A 17198-nucleotide genomic window follows, 5' to 3' on the forward strand; every position below is an offset into this window, starting at 1 on the left:
AGGGCCGATGTGTTTGATTACATCGAGCGCTTTTATAATCCGCGACGGCGGCACTCCACGTTAGGATATCTCAGTCCAATGGAGTTCGAACGACAAGCGACAGAAGCGTAGAAGGGTGTCAACGAAACCGGCAGCAGGCCAGTCGGCACAGTCAAATAATCGAACCAGACTTCACCCTGACCGGGAAGAAGGTGGTCGCCGCCCTAGAGCGAGTGGCAAAGCAGTGTGGATACCCGAAGATCATCACCGTGGACAATGGGAGCGAATTTACCTCGAAGGCGCTGGATGCCTGGGCTTATGCCCACGAGGTGAAGCTGGATGTTATCCGACCTGGAAAACCCGTGGAGAATGCGGTGATTGAGAGTTTCAACGGGCGCTTTCGAGATGAGTGTTTGAACGCGCAGGTGTTCGTCTCGCTGCACGATGCGCGACAAAAGATTGAAGCGTGGCGAATCGACTACAATGAGCGTCGGCCGCATGGGTCGCTCGGGAACTTAACACCACAGGAGTTTGTCGAACAGGCGGCTCAAACCGGGCTGCAGGAGGCACCGAATTTCCAGCTTCCAGCGGTCTAGTTTCTGGGGAGGTCTCATGAGCACAGAAGAACTTCCAAGCCAATGGTCTAGTTTTCGGGGGAAAGGTCACACCTCCCTCGATGCTTCACGTTGAACTCGGACGTCACAGCGACTCAATTGCTAAGGACGCTGCGGCGTTCTTCAGAATATCCCGCTTCGCCTTGAGCTTGGTGACCTCACTCCCATACCCACCTCCAATACCCTTCATACACGGTGCCTTTGACGCTGATAGCAGGCCCATCCAGAACTGCATTGACTGAGGTAAGACGGAACTCTACTATTGGGAACCGTGATTCTTTACAGAAAAGCAACTAGCTAGGCAGGATAGGAGGTGTCATGATAATAGGGCGGCATCTAATGAAGCTTTTAATATTCTTAGCTGTAGCTCTGCCCACCAACTATGCCTTGAGTGAATGCACTCCACAAGAGCGTATTGAACTTGGAAAGCAGGGATACTCGAGAGCTGAAGTCAATCGATTTTGCAGCCAGCAGTCCTCGATCTCCGATGAAGATCTTCCACCGCCTACTTTTGATCAGGGTAACTCTCGCCAAAGACAGTACAGTGCGCCACCGCGCGCGGCTCAGTTCTGCTGTGATGCATTTGGGAACCGCCGATGCATTCTCCAGTTCAATCAAGTACCTGCAGGTAGCCCTTGCTTCTGCTTTGGTCAAGGCCAAGGACTGGCGTGCAATTAACCAATGTGAGACTAAAAATGTTTAGAGCGGTTAATATTGCCATTACTACCATTCTTCTCCTTACTAGCGGCTGCATGAAGAATCTCTATCCCATTGAACGGGAAGATCTGGGCACCGCCATGAGCCTCACGCTGGATGGGTCCAAGAGAAGCATCTTAGTTAACAAGAAGAATGGGAGGTTTTGCTCCGAACCCCCTCCGGATGCAATCGCCCAGATTGCTGCCAAGCTAACTGCTTCACTCTCAGCTCCCAATGCCGGGGTCCAAGCGTCTGGGACAGGCAACTTAGATGTAAATATCCTCTCCCTGTTTCAACGCTCCCAAGGAGTCCAGGTCCTGAGAGATGGTATGTATCGAGTGTGTGAAGCCTATCTAAATGAGGCGATAGAGGCGGGCGACTATAGAAGTCAGATGGTTCAACTGCTCTCCACACTGAACTACATAGTACCAGTGGAATTATGTACAAAGGCTTTGCTTGATGGAGGTCTCAAAAGTGCCCCGGTCATGGGAAAAGGCATTGGGGAACAGGCTGTTGCAGAAACGGACTTGAGAATTAAGATATACGATAACTGTATTCAAACAAGTTTCAAATTTGCGCAGAAGACAATGGACGCCAGTCAGTTTATGAAAAGCAAGTAGCCGCCCGATACTTGAGGCTGCTCCTTCATCTCTTAATAACTATCCGTACGCTAGGTTTAACTCAGACACCAATAAAAAGCTGTTGCTCCACTTAGCCCGTCGAGCGAGGTCCTTCTGAGGGCGCGCGCTCAGGAAGCACATTTCTTTGATACTCCATCCAAGCTTGCTCGCTTCCCTTCCCCAGAGGGTGGCCCGCTTGGTCTCCCACTGCGCGCGTCCAACGAGGGCCTTCCGAGGCCGCGCGTTGCGCGAGCAAGGGAGACTAACGAGCCGCCCTCTCCCCTACTTCCACCCCTCCCCGCTCATCCCCCCGCCCATTCCGCCGAAGTTGCCGCCGAAACCGCCTTGCCCGCTGCCCCAATATTGCCCTCGTCGCAGGCGTGCATACGGATGTCGCAGGTCCGGACGGCTCAGCCACCAGAGAAACCACAGAGCTCCGCTGGCCGTGGTGACGGTGATCCAAAACCCCAATCCGCGAAAATGCGCCTTCTTTGTAGAACTGACCCGGATCTCCTGCGAGACAGAGGCCAAGGCCACGACCGTGCGATAAAGCCCTTCGTCGAAATGGCCGTTCTTAATGGCCGGATCCAGATACTCGTGTCCGACCTTGCCGACCACCTCGCCACCCATCACTGGAATCATGCGCCGCCCCATCGTAACGGCGGCCTGGCGTTCCTGCACGGCCAGCAGGATCAAGACGCCATGTTCGTCCTGAGCCGAACCGATGCCCCATTTCTGATACAGGCCCATCGCATAATCGTTGGCTGAGGGATAGGGCTTGAGAGTCGGCACGGTCACCACGACCATCTCCACTCCGGTCTTCCGCTCGAGATCCTGGCAGACCGATCGTATCCTGGCACGCCAGTCCGCATCGATCACGCCGGCATGGTCGCTGACATAGCCTTGCGGATCATAGTTCGGAACCGGTTCCCGTGCCTCAACGGTCGAGGCCGCTCCCCAGAACCAGGCCGCCCACAAACAAGCGACAAGACCGATCAAACGAATGAATCGACGTGTCATCGGGGGGCCACCGTCCCATCCGGACGGATCACCGTGATCAAGGCGTCAAGATTCCCCGCATACCGCTCAAATAACCGCGGCACCTCCACCGGCCCGGGTGAAATGATTCCGCGCTTCAATTCCAACACATCACCGAGTCCGGCCAGATCGAGCCCCGTCATGCTGCGAATGGCCGTGAGTAACGCGTCGGACTGATACAGTGCCGGTTGCCCGGCCAGCCGTTGCAAACCGCGCAAACAGGGCAGCAACGCCGTCAACGATAACGGCAACAACATGGTCGTCGCTTCCTCCGTGCCGCCGCCCTCGACAAACCGCTGCCGCAGCCGCACCAGATTACCCTGGATTCCCTGTTGCACCTGATAGGCCAGATGTGTCCGGTCGATATGGAGACCGATAAACGGATCTCTTCCCCAGAGCACGCGGTGTTGCTCCTGGATTTCCAGATATTCGAGCGGGAACACCGTGCCGGGCCTTGTGAGCTCAGCCTCAGTGACCAGCAGCGGCACGACGAATTGGTCGCGGCTCCAGCGCTTATGGGCTTTGGCGTACCGCTTCATCCCCTCCCGGTCATAGCCGGAGAGCATCAGGAGGAGATTGATATTCGAACGGCCTGGCAGAAACTCTCCGCCCACAGCGCTCCCATAGAGGAGGATGCCTTCCAATTGCTGGCCCAGTAAACTCGTCGTCTCTTTGACGTATCGCTGTAGGAGTTGTTGAACCTCGGAGGGGACATCGAGCGCGGTCGGTTGGGTCACAAACACCTCTGCTGTGGTTGAGTAGGATGCTGAAAAAGCCCTCCAGCGGCGTTCTCGCCTCGTTCAGCGCCTCAACGTACCACAAGGGTACGCCTCAGCCCTTCACTTGGCTGCGGCCTTGCTGGACGACGTTTTGAGCATCCCCCGGGATCATTCGTTCTTACTCTGATGAAATTCTCGTTGCCTACGAGGACAGTCTTCGCCTATGTCTCGATCGATGATTTCCGATCCGCATATGGATCGGGCAACAATCCGGCGGCCATGATCCGATCCAACAGTGAGAACGGCGGACGATGCCGCAGCCCGGCAGTGGTCGTGAGTACGCGATAACGAAGGCGCGCATTCCGGTCGAGTGTCCGAAAGACCCGGTCTCGCAAATAGGCCAGCAGCGGATTGCCGGTGTTCCAGAATCGACATTGCTCGTCGGCCAACCGTTGCAACATGCTCACTTGCGGCCGCCTGGTGATTTCAAAGGCACGCAATGCCGCCGCCGATAACGTATTATGTTTGAGCCAACCGGGAATGAGATCCGCCACTGTCACCGCATCGACCATCGCTTGCATGCGCCCTTGGGACGCGTGGGGGTTCATGGCATGCGCCGCATCGCCGATCAGCAAGGCGCCATCCGCCACCCATCGATCGGTTTTCACCCGTCCGGTCGGCATGTATCCCGTCTGGCTCCAATCCACGAGCCCTGGGACGATAGATTCCATCGCGGGGTCGATCCTCACCCAGGCCCGCCGTAACGCCTCAAGCCCTTGAGCCTTCACCGCTTCGTATGAACCGGCCTTGATCATATAGAAGGCATAGACCTGTTGCCCGGCAGCCGGAAACAAGCCCAGAATCTCACGTGTACCCACCAGATACCGCGCCTCATCGAACCCCGGCGGGGCCTTCAGAATGGCAATGAGATAACTCTCCGGATATCGATGGAGTTCCGCTGCGATACCGAGCGACTCGCGAACCTTGGAAAACGCACCGTCTGCGCCGACCACCAGGCGCGCGGATACCTCGACTGGCTCACCGTGACGGGTCGCCTGCAAACCGACCACACGGCTGCCGTCGAAACGAAGTCCGGTAAAGACGGCCTCGTACCAGAGGCCGCCGGGATTCTGTTTTTCCAGCGCATCGAGAATGGCATGGTGCGCCACATTGGGTAACGTGACAACGGCACGATTGTAGGGAGCGGGAAGATCACTGTAGTCGACCGTGCAGAGCCGTTCGCCTCCCGACCGACAGAAATTGAATCGATGCACCGATCGAACAGCCTGAGCCGGCAGTTTGTCGAGCAACCCGACACGATCAAGGACCCGCTGGCCGTTCGGTTGGAGAATTTCTCCGCGCAGCCCCTGCGGAGGACCGGCAGCCCGTTCCAACACCAAGGAGCGCACCCCTTGCTGCGCAAGCATCAACGCCAATACGGCGCCTCCGCCGCCGGCCCCGACAATCGCCACATCCGTCTCAATCACGCGTTGCCCCATGCGCTATCTCTTACTCTGTCCAGACCACGAATCGTTCATGGTCGTTCCACATGGCCAAAAATTTTTCACGGGCCTTGGCCGTCAGGCGCGCATCGGTAATGACGTCGAGCCGCTCATCATTGTACCGGTTGCCGCTCGTCGTGTGGTTGGCCGAACCGGAGGTATTAATGTGATCGTCGATCACCACCTGCTTGAGATGCATCAACGCATCATGCCGGTTGATCCTGACGGGCACGCCGGCCAGTCGTAGGGTATTCACGGCGCTATGCTGCTTCGGATCATTGAGACGTTCACGATCGGTAATCACTCGAACATCGACGCCGCGATGTTTTGCCTCCACCAACGCCTTCACCACCGACGGCGCCGTCAACCCATAGACCGACACGTAGATATATTTGGTTGCCCGGTCATACAAATTCACCACATGATCAATGGGGTGATCTTCGGGAGCATAGTAGACCTCAATCGTGGCGGAAGCATAGACCGGCAGCTGCGTCAGAAACACAATTCCAGCAGCAATCAAGGCGATGAGGCAAGAGAGATTCCGGTGAGTCGCGCTGAGACTGGCAGGTTGCAGAGAGCCGACACTTTGCCCCTGCGAAATCGATATGTCACACATTGGAGGTCACGAGTATACATTCCCGCCGGATGCTCAAAACGTTCGCCCAGCAAGGCTGCAGCGAATGAAGATCTGAGGCGTACCCTTGCGGTACGTTGAGGATCTGAATGGCGCGAGCACGCCGCTGGCGGACGTTTTCAGCATCCGACTAGAACCGATCACTCTAGGTCGAAAAGCGTTCGAAAATGGTCGTCGGATTCTTCCCAGGCTTGAGGTGAGGTCGTGGACAACCACTCGCGCAAAAAGCCTTTCTGTTCCGGCGTCAACATCTGCTTGATCTGGTGCGTGCGCCCTTGCAACGGTTGAAGAAACCCCGCGCGAGTTTTGAAATCCAGCGTGGCGGTACGCACATAGAGGTTCGTATACACCGTGGGGCTTTCGTCTTCCCCTTCCCCTTGCACCCACACAGAGAGGAACTTTTCCATTTGCAGCCCGGCGCTGTCCAAGGCCGGCTCCGAGTCATGAAACAGCTCGTTCTCCGATTCTTTCAGCGGAGCCGCCTCATGCGCGCGGAATAAGAAATTTTTCTTCCACATACCTACCCTCCAGACCGGCGCATACTGTAAGCTAGGCATGGTGAAAGTCAAGAAAGCGGCCGTCTTCATCACACGACTCCGCAGCAGCCTTTTTTCTCGACCCAGCGGCGGTCTGTTGCCTTGACAACACAAGAACGCGTTTGCTAACTTCTTGAAATTATTTAGCAGTTTGCTGCAAATCACGGTGAGCTCATCAACACACTGAGCACCTACACGTAAGGCGCAACAAGAATCCTTCGTGACAGGATGCTCAAAATGGCCGTCCAGCAACGCCGCAGCGAACGAAGGAACAACTCGCACCTTTACGGTACGTGGAGAACCTCAGCGATGCGAGCACGCCGCTGGCGGACACGTTCAGTATCCTGTCGGACTCTTTCTCATCTCAGGAGCAGATATGCAGGTGATGATCAATGGCAAGGCGGAAGAGATCGCAGGCGGCACGGTCCTCGACCTATTGAAGGCAAAGAGTATCGAGCCGCAAATGGTCGCGGTTGAAGTCAATGACACCATGCTTGAACGGACACACCTCGACACCACTCAGCTGAAAGACGGCGATCACGTGGAATTTCTCTTCTACATGGGCGGTGGCCGGTGACCGGCAAGGCCCATGCAGACATTACCGAGTTGATCGGCGGCACGCCGTTGGTCCGCCTCAACCGGTTGACCAAGCCAGGCTCGGCAACGATCTATGCAAAGGTCGAATCGTTCAACCCGGGCGGGAGTATCAAAGATCGCATTTGCCTCAACATGATCAACGAGGCGGAACGACTGGGCAAACTGAAGCCAGGCGGGACTATTGTCGAACCGACCAGCGGCAATACGGGCATCGGCCTGGCATTGGTGGCGGCGGTTCGCGGCTACAAATTGATTTTGGTCATGCCGGAAAGCATGAGCATGGAACGCGCGAGCCTGTTGTCATCCTATGGCGCGCAACTGGTCCTGACGGCGGCTTGGGAAGGGATGAAGGGTTCGATCAAGGAAGCTGAAAGCATCGTCGCGCAGAATCCGTCGTACTACATGCCCGACCAGTTCTCCAATCCGGCGAACCCGGCCATGCATCGCAAGACGACTGGTCCCGAAATCGTGAATGCCCTCGACGGGCGGGTCGATGCGTTCGTGGCGGCTGTCGGGACCGGTGGAACCATCACCGGCTGCGGTGAAGTGATCAGGGAACGGAATCCGGCGGCGAAAATCGTGGCGGTGGAACCGGCCGGTTCCCCCGTGTTGTCGGGCGGAGATCCGGGACCGCATAAAATTCAAGGCATCGGTGCGGGGTTCGTGCCAAAAGTGTTGAACCGAACCCTGCTCGACCGCGTGATTACCGTGACCGACGATGAAGCCTATCAAACGGCGAAATTGCTCGCGAAGAAAGAAGGGCTGCTGGTCGGTATTTCCGCCGGCGCCAACGTCTTCGCCGCCCAGAAGGTCGCCGAAGAATTAGGGCCGGGCAAGAATGTCGTGACGATTCTCTGCGATACCGGCGAGCGGTATATCAGCATCGAAAAGTATTTCAACATTTGACCATTGGCATGAATGATTGAGGGGGATGCTCAAAATGGTCTCTCAGCAAGGCCGCAGGTGAGATGAAACCGGAGGCGTACCCTCTGGGTACGTTGAGGATTTCGTCGAGCCGAGAACGAAGCTGAAGGGCATTTTCAGCATCCCATACGAGATGGAATTTACAGAAACACAAATCAACCGCTACAGCCGTCACATCCTCCTGCCCGAAGTCGGCGGCAAGGGACAGAAGAAGATCATTCAGGGGAAGATCCTCATCGTCGGTGCCGGCGGGCTTGGTTCTCCGGCAGCCTTGTATCTGGCTGCAGCAGGAATCGGCACCATCGGCCTCATCGACAGCGACGTGGTGGATTTGAGTAACCTCCAACGGCAGGTGATTCATCAGACGCCGGACGTAGGCCGCCCCAAAGTCGTCTCCGGCAAGGAGAAGATTCAAGCGCTGAATCCCGACGTGAATGTGGTGATGTACGAAGAACGTCTCACGGCAAGCAATGCCCTGAAAATTCTGAGCGGCTACGATGTGGTCATCGACGGCGTCGATAATTTCCCTACGAAGTTCCTGATCAACGACGCCTGCTACTTTGCCGGCAAACCGCTGGTGCATGGGGGAATCCTCCGCTTCGACGGGCGCGTGACCACCATTATTCCGAAGAAGTCGGCCTGTTATCGTTGCGTGTTTAAAAAGCCGCCGCCCGAAGGACTCGTGGCCTCCTGCCAGGAAGCCGGCGTCATTGGCGTGTTGGCCGGCATTATCGGCACGATTCAAGCAACTGAGGCGCTCAAACTGATCCTGGGCATCGGCCGCCCGTTGACCGATCGCCTGCTGGATTTTGATGCGCGACGCACCCAGTTCAGAGAAATCCGCATCAAGCGGAACCCCGATTGTCCGCTATGCGGCGAACGGCCCACGATTACGGAGCTGATGGAAGACGGCGACGTCGGTGGGCCAACCTGTGCGCTTCCGGGTCAACGTAACTTGTAGCGAAGGTGTCTCCATGTCGAAAATGAAAGCGCTCGTGTGCCGGGAATGTGGGAAGGAATATCCACCCAAAGCCATCCACGTGTGTGAGATGTGCTTCGGCCCGCTGGAAGTGAAATACAACTACGACGAGATCAAGAGCACCATCTCGCGCAAGAAAATCGAGCAGGGCCCGAACAGCATGTGGCGCTATATCGACCTGTTGCCGGTCGAGAGCACCGCGATCATCGGCCCCCATGCTGGGCTGACACCCTTGGTACGGGCGAAGAATCTCGGGGCGCATCTGGGCATCGACGAGCTCTATATCAAGAACGATACGGTCAATCATCCGACCTTGTCGTTTAAGGATCGGGTCGTCTCGGTCGCCCTCACCCGCGCGCGGGAACTCGGCTTTGAAACGGTCGCGTGCGCCTCAACCGGCAACTTGGCCAACTCCGTCGCAGCCCATGCCGCCGCTGCGGGGATGAAGTGTTATGTGTTCATCCCGGCCGATCTCGAAGCGGCCAAGGTTCTCGGCAATTTGATTTACAAGCCAAACGTGGTCGAGGTTGAAGGCAACTACGACGATGTCAACCGGCTCTGCAGCGAAATCGCCGGTGAACATGGCTGGGCCTTCGTCAACATCAATATTCGCCCCTATTATGCCGAAGGGTCGAAAACGCTGGCCTTCGAAACCGTCGAGCAGCTGGGCTGGCGCACGCCGGACCAGGCTGTGATTCCCATGGCCTCGGGCTCCCTGCTGACGAAGATCTGGAAGGGCCTACACGAAATGAAGGCGCTGGGACTGGTCGATGAGGTGCGTACCAAGATCAACGGCGCACAGGCTGAAGGCTGTTCCCCGATTGCTACGGCGTTCAAGGCGGGCCGGGACTTCTTCAAGCCGGTCAAGCCGAAGACCATCGCCAAGTCCCTCGCCATCGGCAACCCGGCCGACGGCTACTACGCACTGAAGGCTACCGCCGAAAGCAAAGGCGCAATGGACGCGGTGACGGACGAAGAAGTGGTAGAAGGGATCAAGTTACTGGCGCAGACCGAAGGCATTTTCGCTGAGACGGCAGGCGGCGTGACGATCGGCGTGTTGTGCAAACTCGTCAAGCAGGGTCTGATCAAGAAGAACGACGTCACCGTCGCGTACATTACGGGTAACGGCCTCAAGACTCAGGAAGCGGTCGTGGATGCCGTGGGGCGGCCGTTCCGCATCCAGCCCAGCCTGGTGAACTTCCAAAAAACATTCAAAATGGGAAAGAACAGTGGTGGTGAATCATGATTAAGGTTCGTATTCCGACACCCTTGCGTCCCCTCACGAAGGGCCAGGGCGAGGTTGAATCCGCGGCAGCCAACATTGTGGACATGATCGGATCGCTCGATGCCACCTATCCGGGCCTGAAGAACCGGCTCTGTGATGAGAAGGGCGATTTGCGGCGCTTCGTGAACATCTACGTCAATGAGGAAGATATCCGCTTCCTGAACGGCAAAGAGACCTCGCTGAAAGACGGCGATGAAGTGTCGATCGTTCCCGCGATCGCCGGAGGATAACCATGACCAGCTTACGATTCCATATTCGTTTTCCCGAGAATAAAATCAAAGAGCCCATCATTTATCAAATCGGCCACGAGTTCAGAGTGGTCACCAATGTGCGCCGTGCCGATGTGCGCGAGACCACAGGATGGATGGACCTCGAACTCACCGGCGAAACGGAAGAGATCGAACGAGCCGTCGACGGCATCCGGACCAAAGGCTGCGTCGTCGACCCGATTGAATTGAACGTGGTGGAATAGCAATGGGTGAAGCGCACCGCATGAAGCGTATCTCACCTGAGAATCAAACCGCTTCACGTTTCACGAACGACGAGAGACGAGTCGAATGGAATTGACCGATCAGCAAATACAACGTTATAGCCGTCACATCATCCTCAACGAAGTCGGCGGTAAAGGACAACTGAAACTGTCCAAGGCCAAGGTCCTGCTCATCGGCGCCGGCGGCCTTGGGTCACCTGCGGCCCTGTACCTGGCGGCGGCTGGAATCGGCACCCTCGGCCTAGTGGATGGCGACGTCGTCGATCTCTCCAATCTCCAACGGCAAATTTTGCATTCCACGGCGACCATCGGCGTACCGAAGGTCGAGTCAGGACGTCGCATGCTGTCGGCCATCAACCCCGACATCACCATCAAGACCTATCAACTGAACGTCGATACCGAAAATATCCTCGGCCTTATCTCCGACTACGACATCGTGCTGGACGGATCGGACAATTTCACCACGCGGTTTCTGGTGAATGATGCGTGCTTCTTCGCCAAGAAAACCCTCATTTCGGCCAGCATGTTCCGATTCGAAGGCCAACTTACGAGCATCAAGCCCCATGCCGGATTCCCCTGCTACCGCTGCCTCTATCCCGAGCCGCCTCCGGCCGGTCTGGTCCCGAACTGCCAGGAAGCCGGTGTGTTGGGCGTGCTGGCCGGCACCATGGGTATTCTCCAGGCCTCGGAAGCCATCAAGGAAATTCTCGGCATCGGCGAAACGATCGCAGATAAACTGGTGATCTACGATGCCTTGGAAATGAAATTCCGCAAGGTCTCCCGCCCGAAAGATCCGCGTTGCCCCCTGTGCAGCGCCACTCCGACAATTAAGGATCTGGGCGGAGATTACAGCGTCGCCTGCACCATCTGACATGCCAGACCTGTCGATTCCGCAGCACATCCTGGATCAAATCGTCGCGCATGCGCGCGAGCTCGCCCCGTTTGAATGCTGCGGCCTACTCGCCGGCAAGGACAAAATGGTGACGCACCTCTATCGCATCACCAACATTGTGGCCGTGGAGGGTGCGCAAAATCTCTCCACCTTCGACGACGACAAGATTGCGCATCTCGAACGACTCTCTCCAGAGGAACGGGCCGAGATCGCCTTCGTGATGGATATGGGAGACTTTTCCGCGGCGAAGAAAGACATCCGCAAGAACGGGCTCGACCTTCAAGTCGTCTACCATTCACACCCGAAGGACCCGGCCAGACCGTCACAGACCGATATCAAAATTGCGACTGATTACGAAGAAATCTGGCAACGCATCAATCTGCCGGTTCCAGCGTATCTCCTCGTCTCGCTGATGCACTCCCCTGCCGCAGACATCCGCACTTATTGGATCACCGGCGGCCAAGTACGTCCCGCCGACATCCATATCAGTTAGCGGTCGCGGCTGTAACTATTCTGCCTCTTCCCCTACCAATCGCTCCGTAACGATGCCATAATCCGGCTTTGCCTGTGTCATCGAAGGGAGCATTCGATGCGATTCATACTGATCTTCATCGCTTGTATCTTGTCCATCACCGGCCTGGTGGTGCCTCACCAGAGCGGGGCTGCCGAAAAAAGTTACTACAGTCCGATCATCAATGTGGATGTTGAAAACAGCCGCATTCTGATTTCGACTCTCGGAGCTGTGTTCTGGGTGGACGTGCCAGAGGAAGCCCGCCAGCATATCGAAAAACTGCCGCAGTCCGGACTCGTGGACATTGTGGTGGAAACACGTGAGGGGCAACCACCGATGCTGAAGACCTGGAAGGTGAAATCCGGCGAATCGACCTGCCTGTATTTCGACGGAAAAGTCTGCAAGTAAGCCGGCCGACACCAGCCATCAGCCGTTTGCATCATGTCTGCGGAACGCGCCAGACGGAGGATCGGTACGTCGATGCCCTGGGAGTTCCCAGGCTTCAGCCACTCCTCAGATGAAGTACCCGACTCGTTCGGCAACGAATATCGGAAGGACATGGTCAGTCGCAGCACCGACACCGCAAAGGTACGGCACAGTCGCTGAAGACCTCGGGGGGCAGACTTCTCAGAAAGCGGCAGGGCTTCCCGCCACAGCCGGACGATCCGCGCAGATATCAGTGATACGGAGTGACGCGGAGGAACGAACGCTTACTCCGAGCTTCCCAACATATCGTCGACCAGGGGGCGATTGATATCCGTGCACCCCATGCAAATGGTATCGAACAACGCCTCGTGATCGGACACGAAATTGCGCTGATCAACCAGATGTTCGACAAAGACCTGCTCATAACAAACGTCGCATAACATCATCAGCCCACGCGACACGGACACGGTTTTCCGGCCTGTACTTCCCGCCATGACGAACTCCCCTTTATCTATCAGCTCTCAGTGCTCGCCGTCGCGCTACACCGATCCCTTTTGCCTCGCGATCCAGAAATCTTCAGGCTCCAGATCCACCCCGCACACCGCACACTCATAAATCGACTGCCCTTCGGGCAGCCGGATTTCCGTCCGATCGATCCGTCCTCGACAGACATGATAGAAATGCCCTCGCGCGTCCTCATTGTCGAGCGGATCACTTTCGTAAATCAGCACCATAGTATCCTCGTCGCTCCTTCGTATCCGGTCATCACACGTCGTCGTATCTCGTCCCTCGTATCTCGCAGCAATAACTCAGAGTATGTTTCGGATATCTTCGATCCCCAGCGAGATGCGTTTCACGAACCACGCTTCACGGTATCGCCTGCACATAGTCGTCGGGATGCTCAAAATGGCCGTCCCGCAAGGCCGCAGCGACGCGAGTGAGCGAGGCGTACGCTTGCGGTACGTTGAGCTCGTTCGCGAAGCGAGAACGACGCTGGCGGACATTTTCAGCATCCTGTTTAAATTTTAAATTGGGCTTCATAGAGCCCCGCATACACCCCGCCCTGTTTCATGAGCGCCTCATGGTTGCCTTCCTCCACGATCGTCCCATGTTCCACTACGATAATGCGGTCTACATCATGTAACGTCGCCAGGCGGTGCGCGATGATGAAGGTGGTGCGTCCCTTCGTCAGATCGTTCAGCGCTTCGCGGATCTTGACCTCGGTCTCGGTGTCGATATTGGACGTCGCCTCATCGAAAATCACGATCGGCGGATCTTTCAGCAGCACACGCGCGATCGAGACCCGCTGCTTCTGCCCCACCGACAATTTGACCCCCCGTTCCCCAATCCAGGTATCATACCCATCCGGGAGACGGGAGATAAAGTCATGGGCCCTGGCCGCCCGAGCGGCCGCTTCGACCCGTTCCTGTCCGGCCGACAGATCACTGTAGACGATATTCTGTCGCACGGTGCCGTTGAAGAGAAACGGTTCCTGCTGAACCAGGCCGATCTGCCCTCTAAGAAACGCCACCGGCAGATCCCGCACGTCGTATCCATCAACCAACACCGCTCCGCTTCGCACATCGTAAAACCGCATCAGGAGCTTCAATAACGACGTTTTGCCCGCTCCGCTTGGGCCGACAAGGGCGATCCGTTCCCCAGGCCTGACGATCAGATTCACATTGGATAACACCAGTCCGTCCTGCCGATATCCAAATTGCACCTGACGATATTCCACTGCACCGTTCAACCGTTCAACAGGCCGTACGGCGCCGGGGCGGTCTTCCACTTCCGCCTTGGTGTCGAGAATCTCGAACACACGCTCGCTGGCTGCCAGCGCATGTTGCAGCATGTGGTTCAAGGAGTGAATCTCATTGATCGGCGTGTAGAAGAGCCCGAGATAGGACAAAAACATGACGAGTTGGCCGACGGTCAGATTCCCGGCCATCACCTCCTCCGCGCCATACCAGAGAATGAGAACCGTGCCCGTGCTTCCCACGAACACCATACCGGGCCAATACCAGGACCACAGGAGCATGGCGCGTAAGCTGTTCTGGCTGTAGGCTTGGCTCAAGGTCTCGAATCGTTGCCGTTCATACGCATGCTGATTAAACCCGATCGTTTCCTTGATACCCGACAGCGCATCCTGGAGATAGGCGTTGAGATCGGCGACACTCTTGCGGATCTCCGTGTAATACTTGTGTACCCGCTTCGTGAACCAGGCCGCACAGACGATCAGGACCGGAATCGGCAACAGGGACAGCAGCGCCAATTTCCAATTCAAGATGAACATCATCATCGTGATCCCGACCAGGGTCAGAGAGGCGGTCAACAACCCTTCGAGCCCGTCCACGAAGATCCGCTCGACATGTTCGGTGTCACTGGTCACTCGGGTCATGATCTCGCCGGTCGATCGATTCTCGAAATAACTCAACGAGAGACGCTGCAGCGCGCCGAACACCTGCACGCGCAGGGTGTGGACGGCTTTCTGCTCCAACAGGTTGTTGAACCGGACCCGCATGGAACTCATGATATTTCGCAGAACATACGAGCCCATCAAGGCGCTCAAGACCCAGAGGAGCATCTCAGGCCGCTTGGCTTGAATCACGTCGTCGATGATGATTTTTACGAGGTAGGGAGGCACCAGTTCCAGCGCCGTGGCGAGACCTGCGCAGACGAAGGTCACCACCGCCAACATCCGGAACGGTTTCAGGTAGGAGAGAACGCGTAGGAGCGAGTTCACAACGACTCGGCGATCCGGGTCGGATCAAATGGCACTGGCCGGTTCCTTTTGCCAATACTTCTGAAATTCATCCATCTGCGTCAGCGTGGAGAAATCGGTCATGCGATCGATGAACAACTTGCCGATGAGATGGTCGAGTTCATGTTGAATGCAGACGGCATATAAGCCGCTGGCCTCAAAATCGAAGGGTTTGGCGTTCCGATCGAGCCCGGTCACCCGAACCGTCGAAGGTCGCGTCACCTTGCCCCGCAACCCATCGACACTGAGACAGCCTTCCCATCCCTCAACCTGTTCAGGTCCGTAAAATTGGATGGTCGGATTGATAAGCACCGTCTTGGGAAACCCACCCTCGCCGGAGCAATCCATGACGACCAGTTGCTGGGAGCGTCCCACCTGGGGAGCGGCAAGCCCGATACCCGGTTCGTCATACATGGTTTCAAACATGTCATCGATAAGTTGTTGGAACGCGGCCTTTTTGATTTCGCCCGGGCTGACAGGCAACGCCTTCTGCCGGAGGATTGGATTACCAAGTTTGCTGATCGCCAAAATCGCCATGCTGCACCCTTTATATCTGTACCGTATCACGCGACGAGGAGGCCGCGTCACCGCTCTTCAATATCTACCTACCACGGCATTTTGCCGCTGCGCAACCGCCGTCTCTCCCCGCGACACTATCCGGCCTGTTTCCGGCTCCGGGGCTCGGGAAGTTCGAACGTGTCCTTCGCCTGATTCCACCATTCCACCCATTCCTGCGCCCACGTCTGGCGATCCTGCTTGTTGGAGGCGTCCCAGTCGTGGAACTCCGCCTCATGCCGGGTCAAGGTCCACAACGACTGGACGGCTGACATCGCGACGAACTTCTCTTCATCCCCCAACAGGTCGATCAGTGGCTGGATCACCTCTTTTCGTCGCACATATCGCGCTTCGAACGCCGCCGCCTTGCGGATCACCGAATTCGGGTCCTTGGCCATCGCCTCGATGGCCGGGGGAGCCTGTTGAGGATCGAGCCGCACCGCGACTCGCAGCGCATGCTCACGGATGCGTGGAAGTTCGGTCCCTAATTTGGCCGCTTCTAACAACGCCGGCACCGCCCCGGGAGCTTTGATCATCGACATGGTTTCGATGGCATTGTACCGGACACGGGGACCCGGCATCGTCAGCGCCTTGGTCAACACCGGTAAGGCCGACTCTCCCAGATGGACGAACTCTCCCATGGCCCAAAACTCTTGCTTCCCTTCGAGCAAAGGCAACAAAGTCTCCGCGCGTTGAAGCTCTTCCGGAGTCAGCGCCTTCGTGTTCGGCGTCACCGAGACATCCGGCACCAGTTCCGACTTCGGCGGGGCTTCATAGGGCATCTGGACCGGCCACACGGTGGCCTCAGACCACGCCTGCACCGGCGCCATGCCGACCAGACTCAGCACCCCCACGCACCAGATCACCCATCGACTGCCCATCCTCTGCCATGCTCCTGTCATCATGCGATCCTTCTCCAACCAACGCCGTTAATATTGCTCCGATGATGTTCGGGCGGCATCACCCGGTCGTTCCTTCGATGCACATCTCTCGCGTCACACATCGGTATCGTGGAAGATTAACAGGAGTCTCCAGAAAATCGCTACTCCCGGCTTCAATCGCAGCATGAGGGAGAAGGTGGCGCGAGGTGTGTAGACTCACCAGGGGAAGGGCGGAGCAAGCGGGAGAGGATGAAACCAGGTGGGGCTCCCATAAAGGCCGGCGGCAGCTTCTGCCTCAGTGCGTCACCGTTGGCATTCGACGATCCCAAACACCCACCGCCAGGGCGACCGTTATTTCACTTCCTGGCCTTTCACTAGCACCGCCCCTTTGGTGACAATACGCTGGCCGGACGTCACCCCCTCAAGAACACGAACCTGCCCGCCGGACACGTTGGAGACCACCACCTCGCGTTTCACATAGCGATCGGGGGCTTCTACCAGGTACACGAAATGTTTCCCGTCGATCTCGACGACCGCCTCTTTAGGAATCGCTAGGAAC

At 56.9% G+C, this 17198-nt stretch carries 24 protein-coding genes; 12 read left to right on the forward strand and 12 right to left on the reverse strand.

What is annotated here, in order from left to right:
- The 3 genes from JNL86_08500 to JNL86_08510 form a co-directional block, all read left to right on the forward strand.
- Positions 1-111 (forward strand): IS3 family transposase (locus JNL86_08500; protein MBL8042940.1); only part of this gene is annotated, 111 nt, incomplete at its 5' end.
- An 80-nt stretch (positions 112-191) separates the two neighbouring features.
- On the forward strand, positions 192-575 hold the full coding sequence (locus JNL86_08505; GenBank protein MBL8042941.1) for a transposase family protein: 384 nt from the start codon (positions 192-194) through the stop codon (positions 573-575).
- Between the two features lie 686 nt (positions 576-1261).
- Positions 1262-1909 (forward strand): hypothetical protein, encoded by a 648-nt coding sequence (locus JNL86_08510; protein ID MBL8042942.1) that lies wholly within the window; start codon positions 1262-1264, stop codon positions 1907-1909.
- A 282-nt stretch (positions 1910-2191) separates the two neighbouring features.
- Here the strand turns inward: JNL86_08510 and JNL86_08515 are convergent, their stop codons facing one another.
- The 5 genes from JNL86_08515 to JNL86_08535 form a co-directional block, all read right to left on the reverse strand.
- Positions 2192-2929, reverse strand: coding sequence for a TPM domain-containing protein (locus JNL86_08515; GenBank protein ID MBL8042943.1), 738 nt, complete (start codon positions 2927-2929; stop codon positions 2192-2194).
- Positions 2926-3684 (reverse strand): hypothetical protein, encoded by a 759-nt coding sequence (locus JNL86_08520; protein ID MBL8042944.1) that lies wholly within the window; start codon positions 3682-3684, stop codon positions 2926-2928. Before JNL86_08520 ends, JNL86_08515 begins: the two co-directional genes overlap by 4 nt.
- 203 nt (positions 3685-3887) lie before the next feature.
- On the reverse strand, positions 3888-5165 hold the full coding sequence (locus tag JNL86_08525; GenBank protein MBL8042945.1) for an FAD-dependent monooxygenase: 1278 nt from the start codon (positions 5163-5165) through the stop codon (positions 3888-3890).
- A gap of 10 nt (positions 5166-5175) precedes the next feature.
- Complete coding sequence (locus tag JNL86_08530) at positions 5176-5784, reverse strand: hypothetical protein (GenBank protein ID MBL8042946.1); 609 nt, start codon at positions 5782-5784, stop codon at positions 5176-5178.
- Positions 5785-5942: 158 nt separating this feature from the next.
- The gene (locus JNL86_08535) at positions 5943-6320 is read right to left on the reverse strand and encodes a hypothetical protein (GenBank protein MBL8042947.1); all 378 of its coding nucleotides are present in this window, start codon (positions 6318-6320) and stop codon (positions 5943-5945) included.
- A 394-nt stretch (positions 6321-6714) separates the two neighbouring features.
- On the opposite strand from JNL86_08535, the gene thiS reads away from it, so the two are divergent.
- The 9 genes from thiS (at position 6715) to JNL86_08580 (ending at position 12424) form a co-directional block, all read left to right on the forward strand.
- Entirely contained in the window at positions 6715-6915 is a 201-nt protein-coding gene (thiS, locus tag JNL86_08540) for a sulfur carrier protein ThiS (GenBank protein ID MBL8042948.1), read from the forward strand.
- Complete coding sequence (gene cysK / locus JNL86_08545) at positions 6912-7841, forward strand: cysteine synthase A (protein MBL8042949.1); 930 nt, start codon at positions 6912-6914, stop codon at positions 7839-7841. Before thiS ends, cysK begins: the two co-directional genes overlap by 4 nt.
- 151 nt (positions 7842-7992) lie before the next feature.
- Positions 7993-8820 (forward strand): molybdopterin-synthase adenylyltransferase MoeB, encoded by an 828-nt coding sequence (gene moeB, locus JNL86_08550; GenBank protein ID MBL8042950.1) that lies wholly within the window; start codon positions 7993-7995, stop codon positions 8818-8820.
- A gap of 13 nt (positions 8821-8833) precedes the next feature.
- Positions 8834-10084: a threonine synthase gene (locus JNL86_08555; GenBank protein ID MBL8042951.1), complete on the forward strand. Its 1251-nt coding sequence runs from the start codon at positions 8834-8836 to the stop codon at positions 10082-10084.
- On the forward strand, positions 10078-10353 hold the full coding sequence (locus JNL86_08560) for a MoaD/ThiS family protein (GenBank protein ID MBL8042952.1): 276 nt from the start codon (positions 10078-10080) through the stop codon (positions 10351-10353). The genes JNL86_08555 and JNL86_08560 overlap by 7 nt, the downstream gene beginning before the upstream one ends.
- 2 nt (positions 10354-10355) lie before the next feature.
- Positions 10356-10595 carry an NIL domain-containing protein gene (locus JNL86_08565; protein ID MBL8042953.1) on the forward strand — a complete coding sequence of 80 codons (240 nt, stop codon included), beginning with the start codon at positions 10356-10358 and terminating at the stop codon, positions 10593-10595.
- A gap of 85 nt (positions 10596-10680) precedes the next feature.
- The gene (gene moeB / locus JNL86_08570) at positions 10681-11484 is read left to right on the forward strand and encodes a molybdopterin-synthase adenylyltransferase MoeB (GenBank protein ID MBL8042954.1); all 804 of its coding nucleotides are present in this window, start codon (positions 10681-10683) and stop codon (positions 11482-11484) included.
- 1 nt (position 11485) lies between these two features.
- The gene (locus JNL86_08575) at positions 11486-11998 is read left to right on the forward strand and encodes a M67 family metallopeptidase (protein ID MBL8042955.1); all 513 of its coding nucleotides are present in this window, start codon (positions 11486-11488) and stop codon (positions 11996-11998) included.
- Positions 11999-12094: 96 nt separating this feature from the next.
- Positions 12095-12424 (forward strand): hypothetical protein, encoded by a 330-nt coding sequence (locus JNL86_08580; protein ID MBL8042956.1) that lies wholly within the window; start codon positions 12095-12097, stop codon positions 12422-12424.
- A 302-nt stretch (positions 12425-12726) separates the two neighbouring features.
- On the opposite strand, the gene JNL86_08585 is transcribed toward JNL86_08580, so the two are convergent.
- The 7 genes from JNL86_08585 to JNL86_08615 all read right to left on the reverse strand — a co-directional run.
- The gene (locus JNL86_08585) at positions 12727-12936 is read right to left on the reverse strand and encodes a hypothetical protein (protein MBL8042957.1); all 210 of its coding nucleotides are present in this window, start codon (positions 12934-12936) and stop codon (positions 12727-12729) included.
- A 45-nt stretch (positions 12937-12981) separates the two neighbouring features.
- Complete coding sequence (locus tag JNL86_08590) at positions 12982-13176, reverse strand: hypothetical protein (GenBank protein ID MBL8042958.1); 195 nt, start codon at positions 13174-13176, stop codon at positions 12982-12984.
- Positions 13177-13309: 133 nt separating this feature from the next.
- Positions 13310-13483: a hypothetical protein gene (locus JNL86_08595; protein MBL8042959.1), complete on the reverse strand. Its 174-nt coding sequence runs from the start codon at positions 13481-13483 to the stop codon at positions 13310-13312.
- The gene (locus JNL86_08600; GenBank protein ID MBL8042960.1) at positions 13461-15140 is read right to left on the reverse strand and encodes an ABC transporter ATP-binding protein; all 1680 of its coding nucleotides are present in this window, start codon (positions 15138-15140) and stop codon (positions 13461-13463) included. The genes JNL86_08595 and JNL86_08600 overlap by 23 nt, the downstream gene beginning before the upstream one ends.
- A 69-nt stretch (positions 15141-15209) precedes the next feature.
- Positions 15210-15740 (reverse strand): peptide deformylase, encoded by a 531-nt coding sequence (def, locus tag JNL86_08605; GenBank protein MBL8042961.1) that lies wholly within the window; start codon positions 15738-15740, stop codon positions 15210-15212.
- 116 nt (positions 15741-15856) lie between these two features.
- Positions 15857-16660, reverse strand: coding sequence for a HEAT repeat domain-containing protein (locus JNL86_08610; GenBank protein ID MBL8042962.1), 804 nt, complete (start codon positions 16658-16660; stop codon positions 15857-15859).
- A gap of 330 nt (positions 16661-16990) precedes the next feature.
- Positions 16991-17198: efflux RND transporter periplasmic adaptor subunit (locus JNL86_08615; protein ID MBL8042963.1), on the reverse strand; the 208-nt coding region annotated here is incomplete at its 5' end.

Source organism: Nitrospira sp., assembly GCA_016788885.1.
Lineage (GTDB): Bacteria > Nitrospirota > Nitrospiria > Nitrospirales > Nitrospiraceae > Nitrospira_A.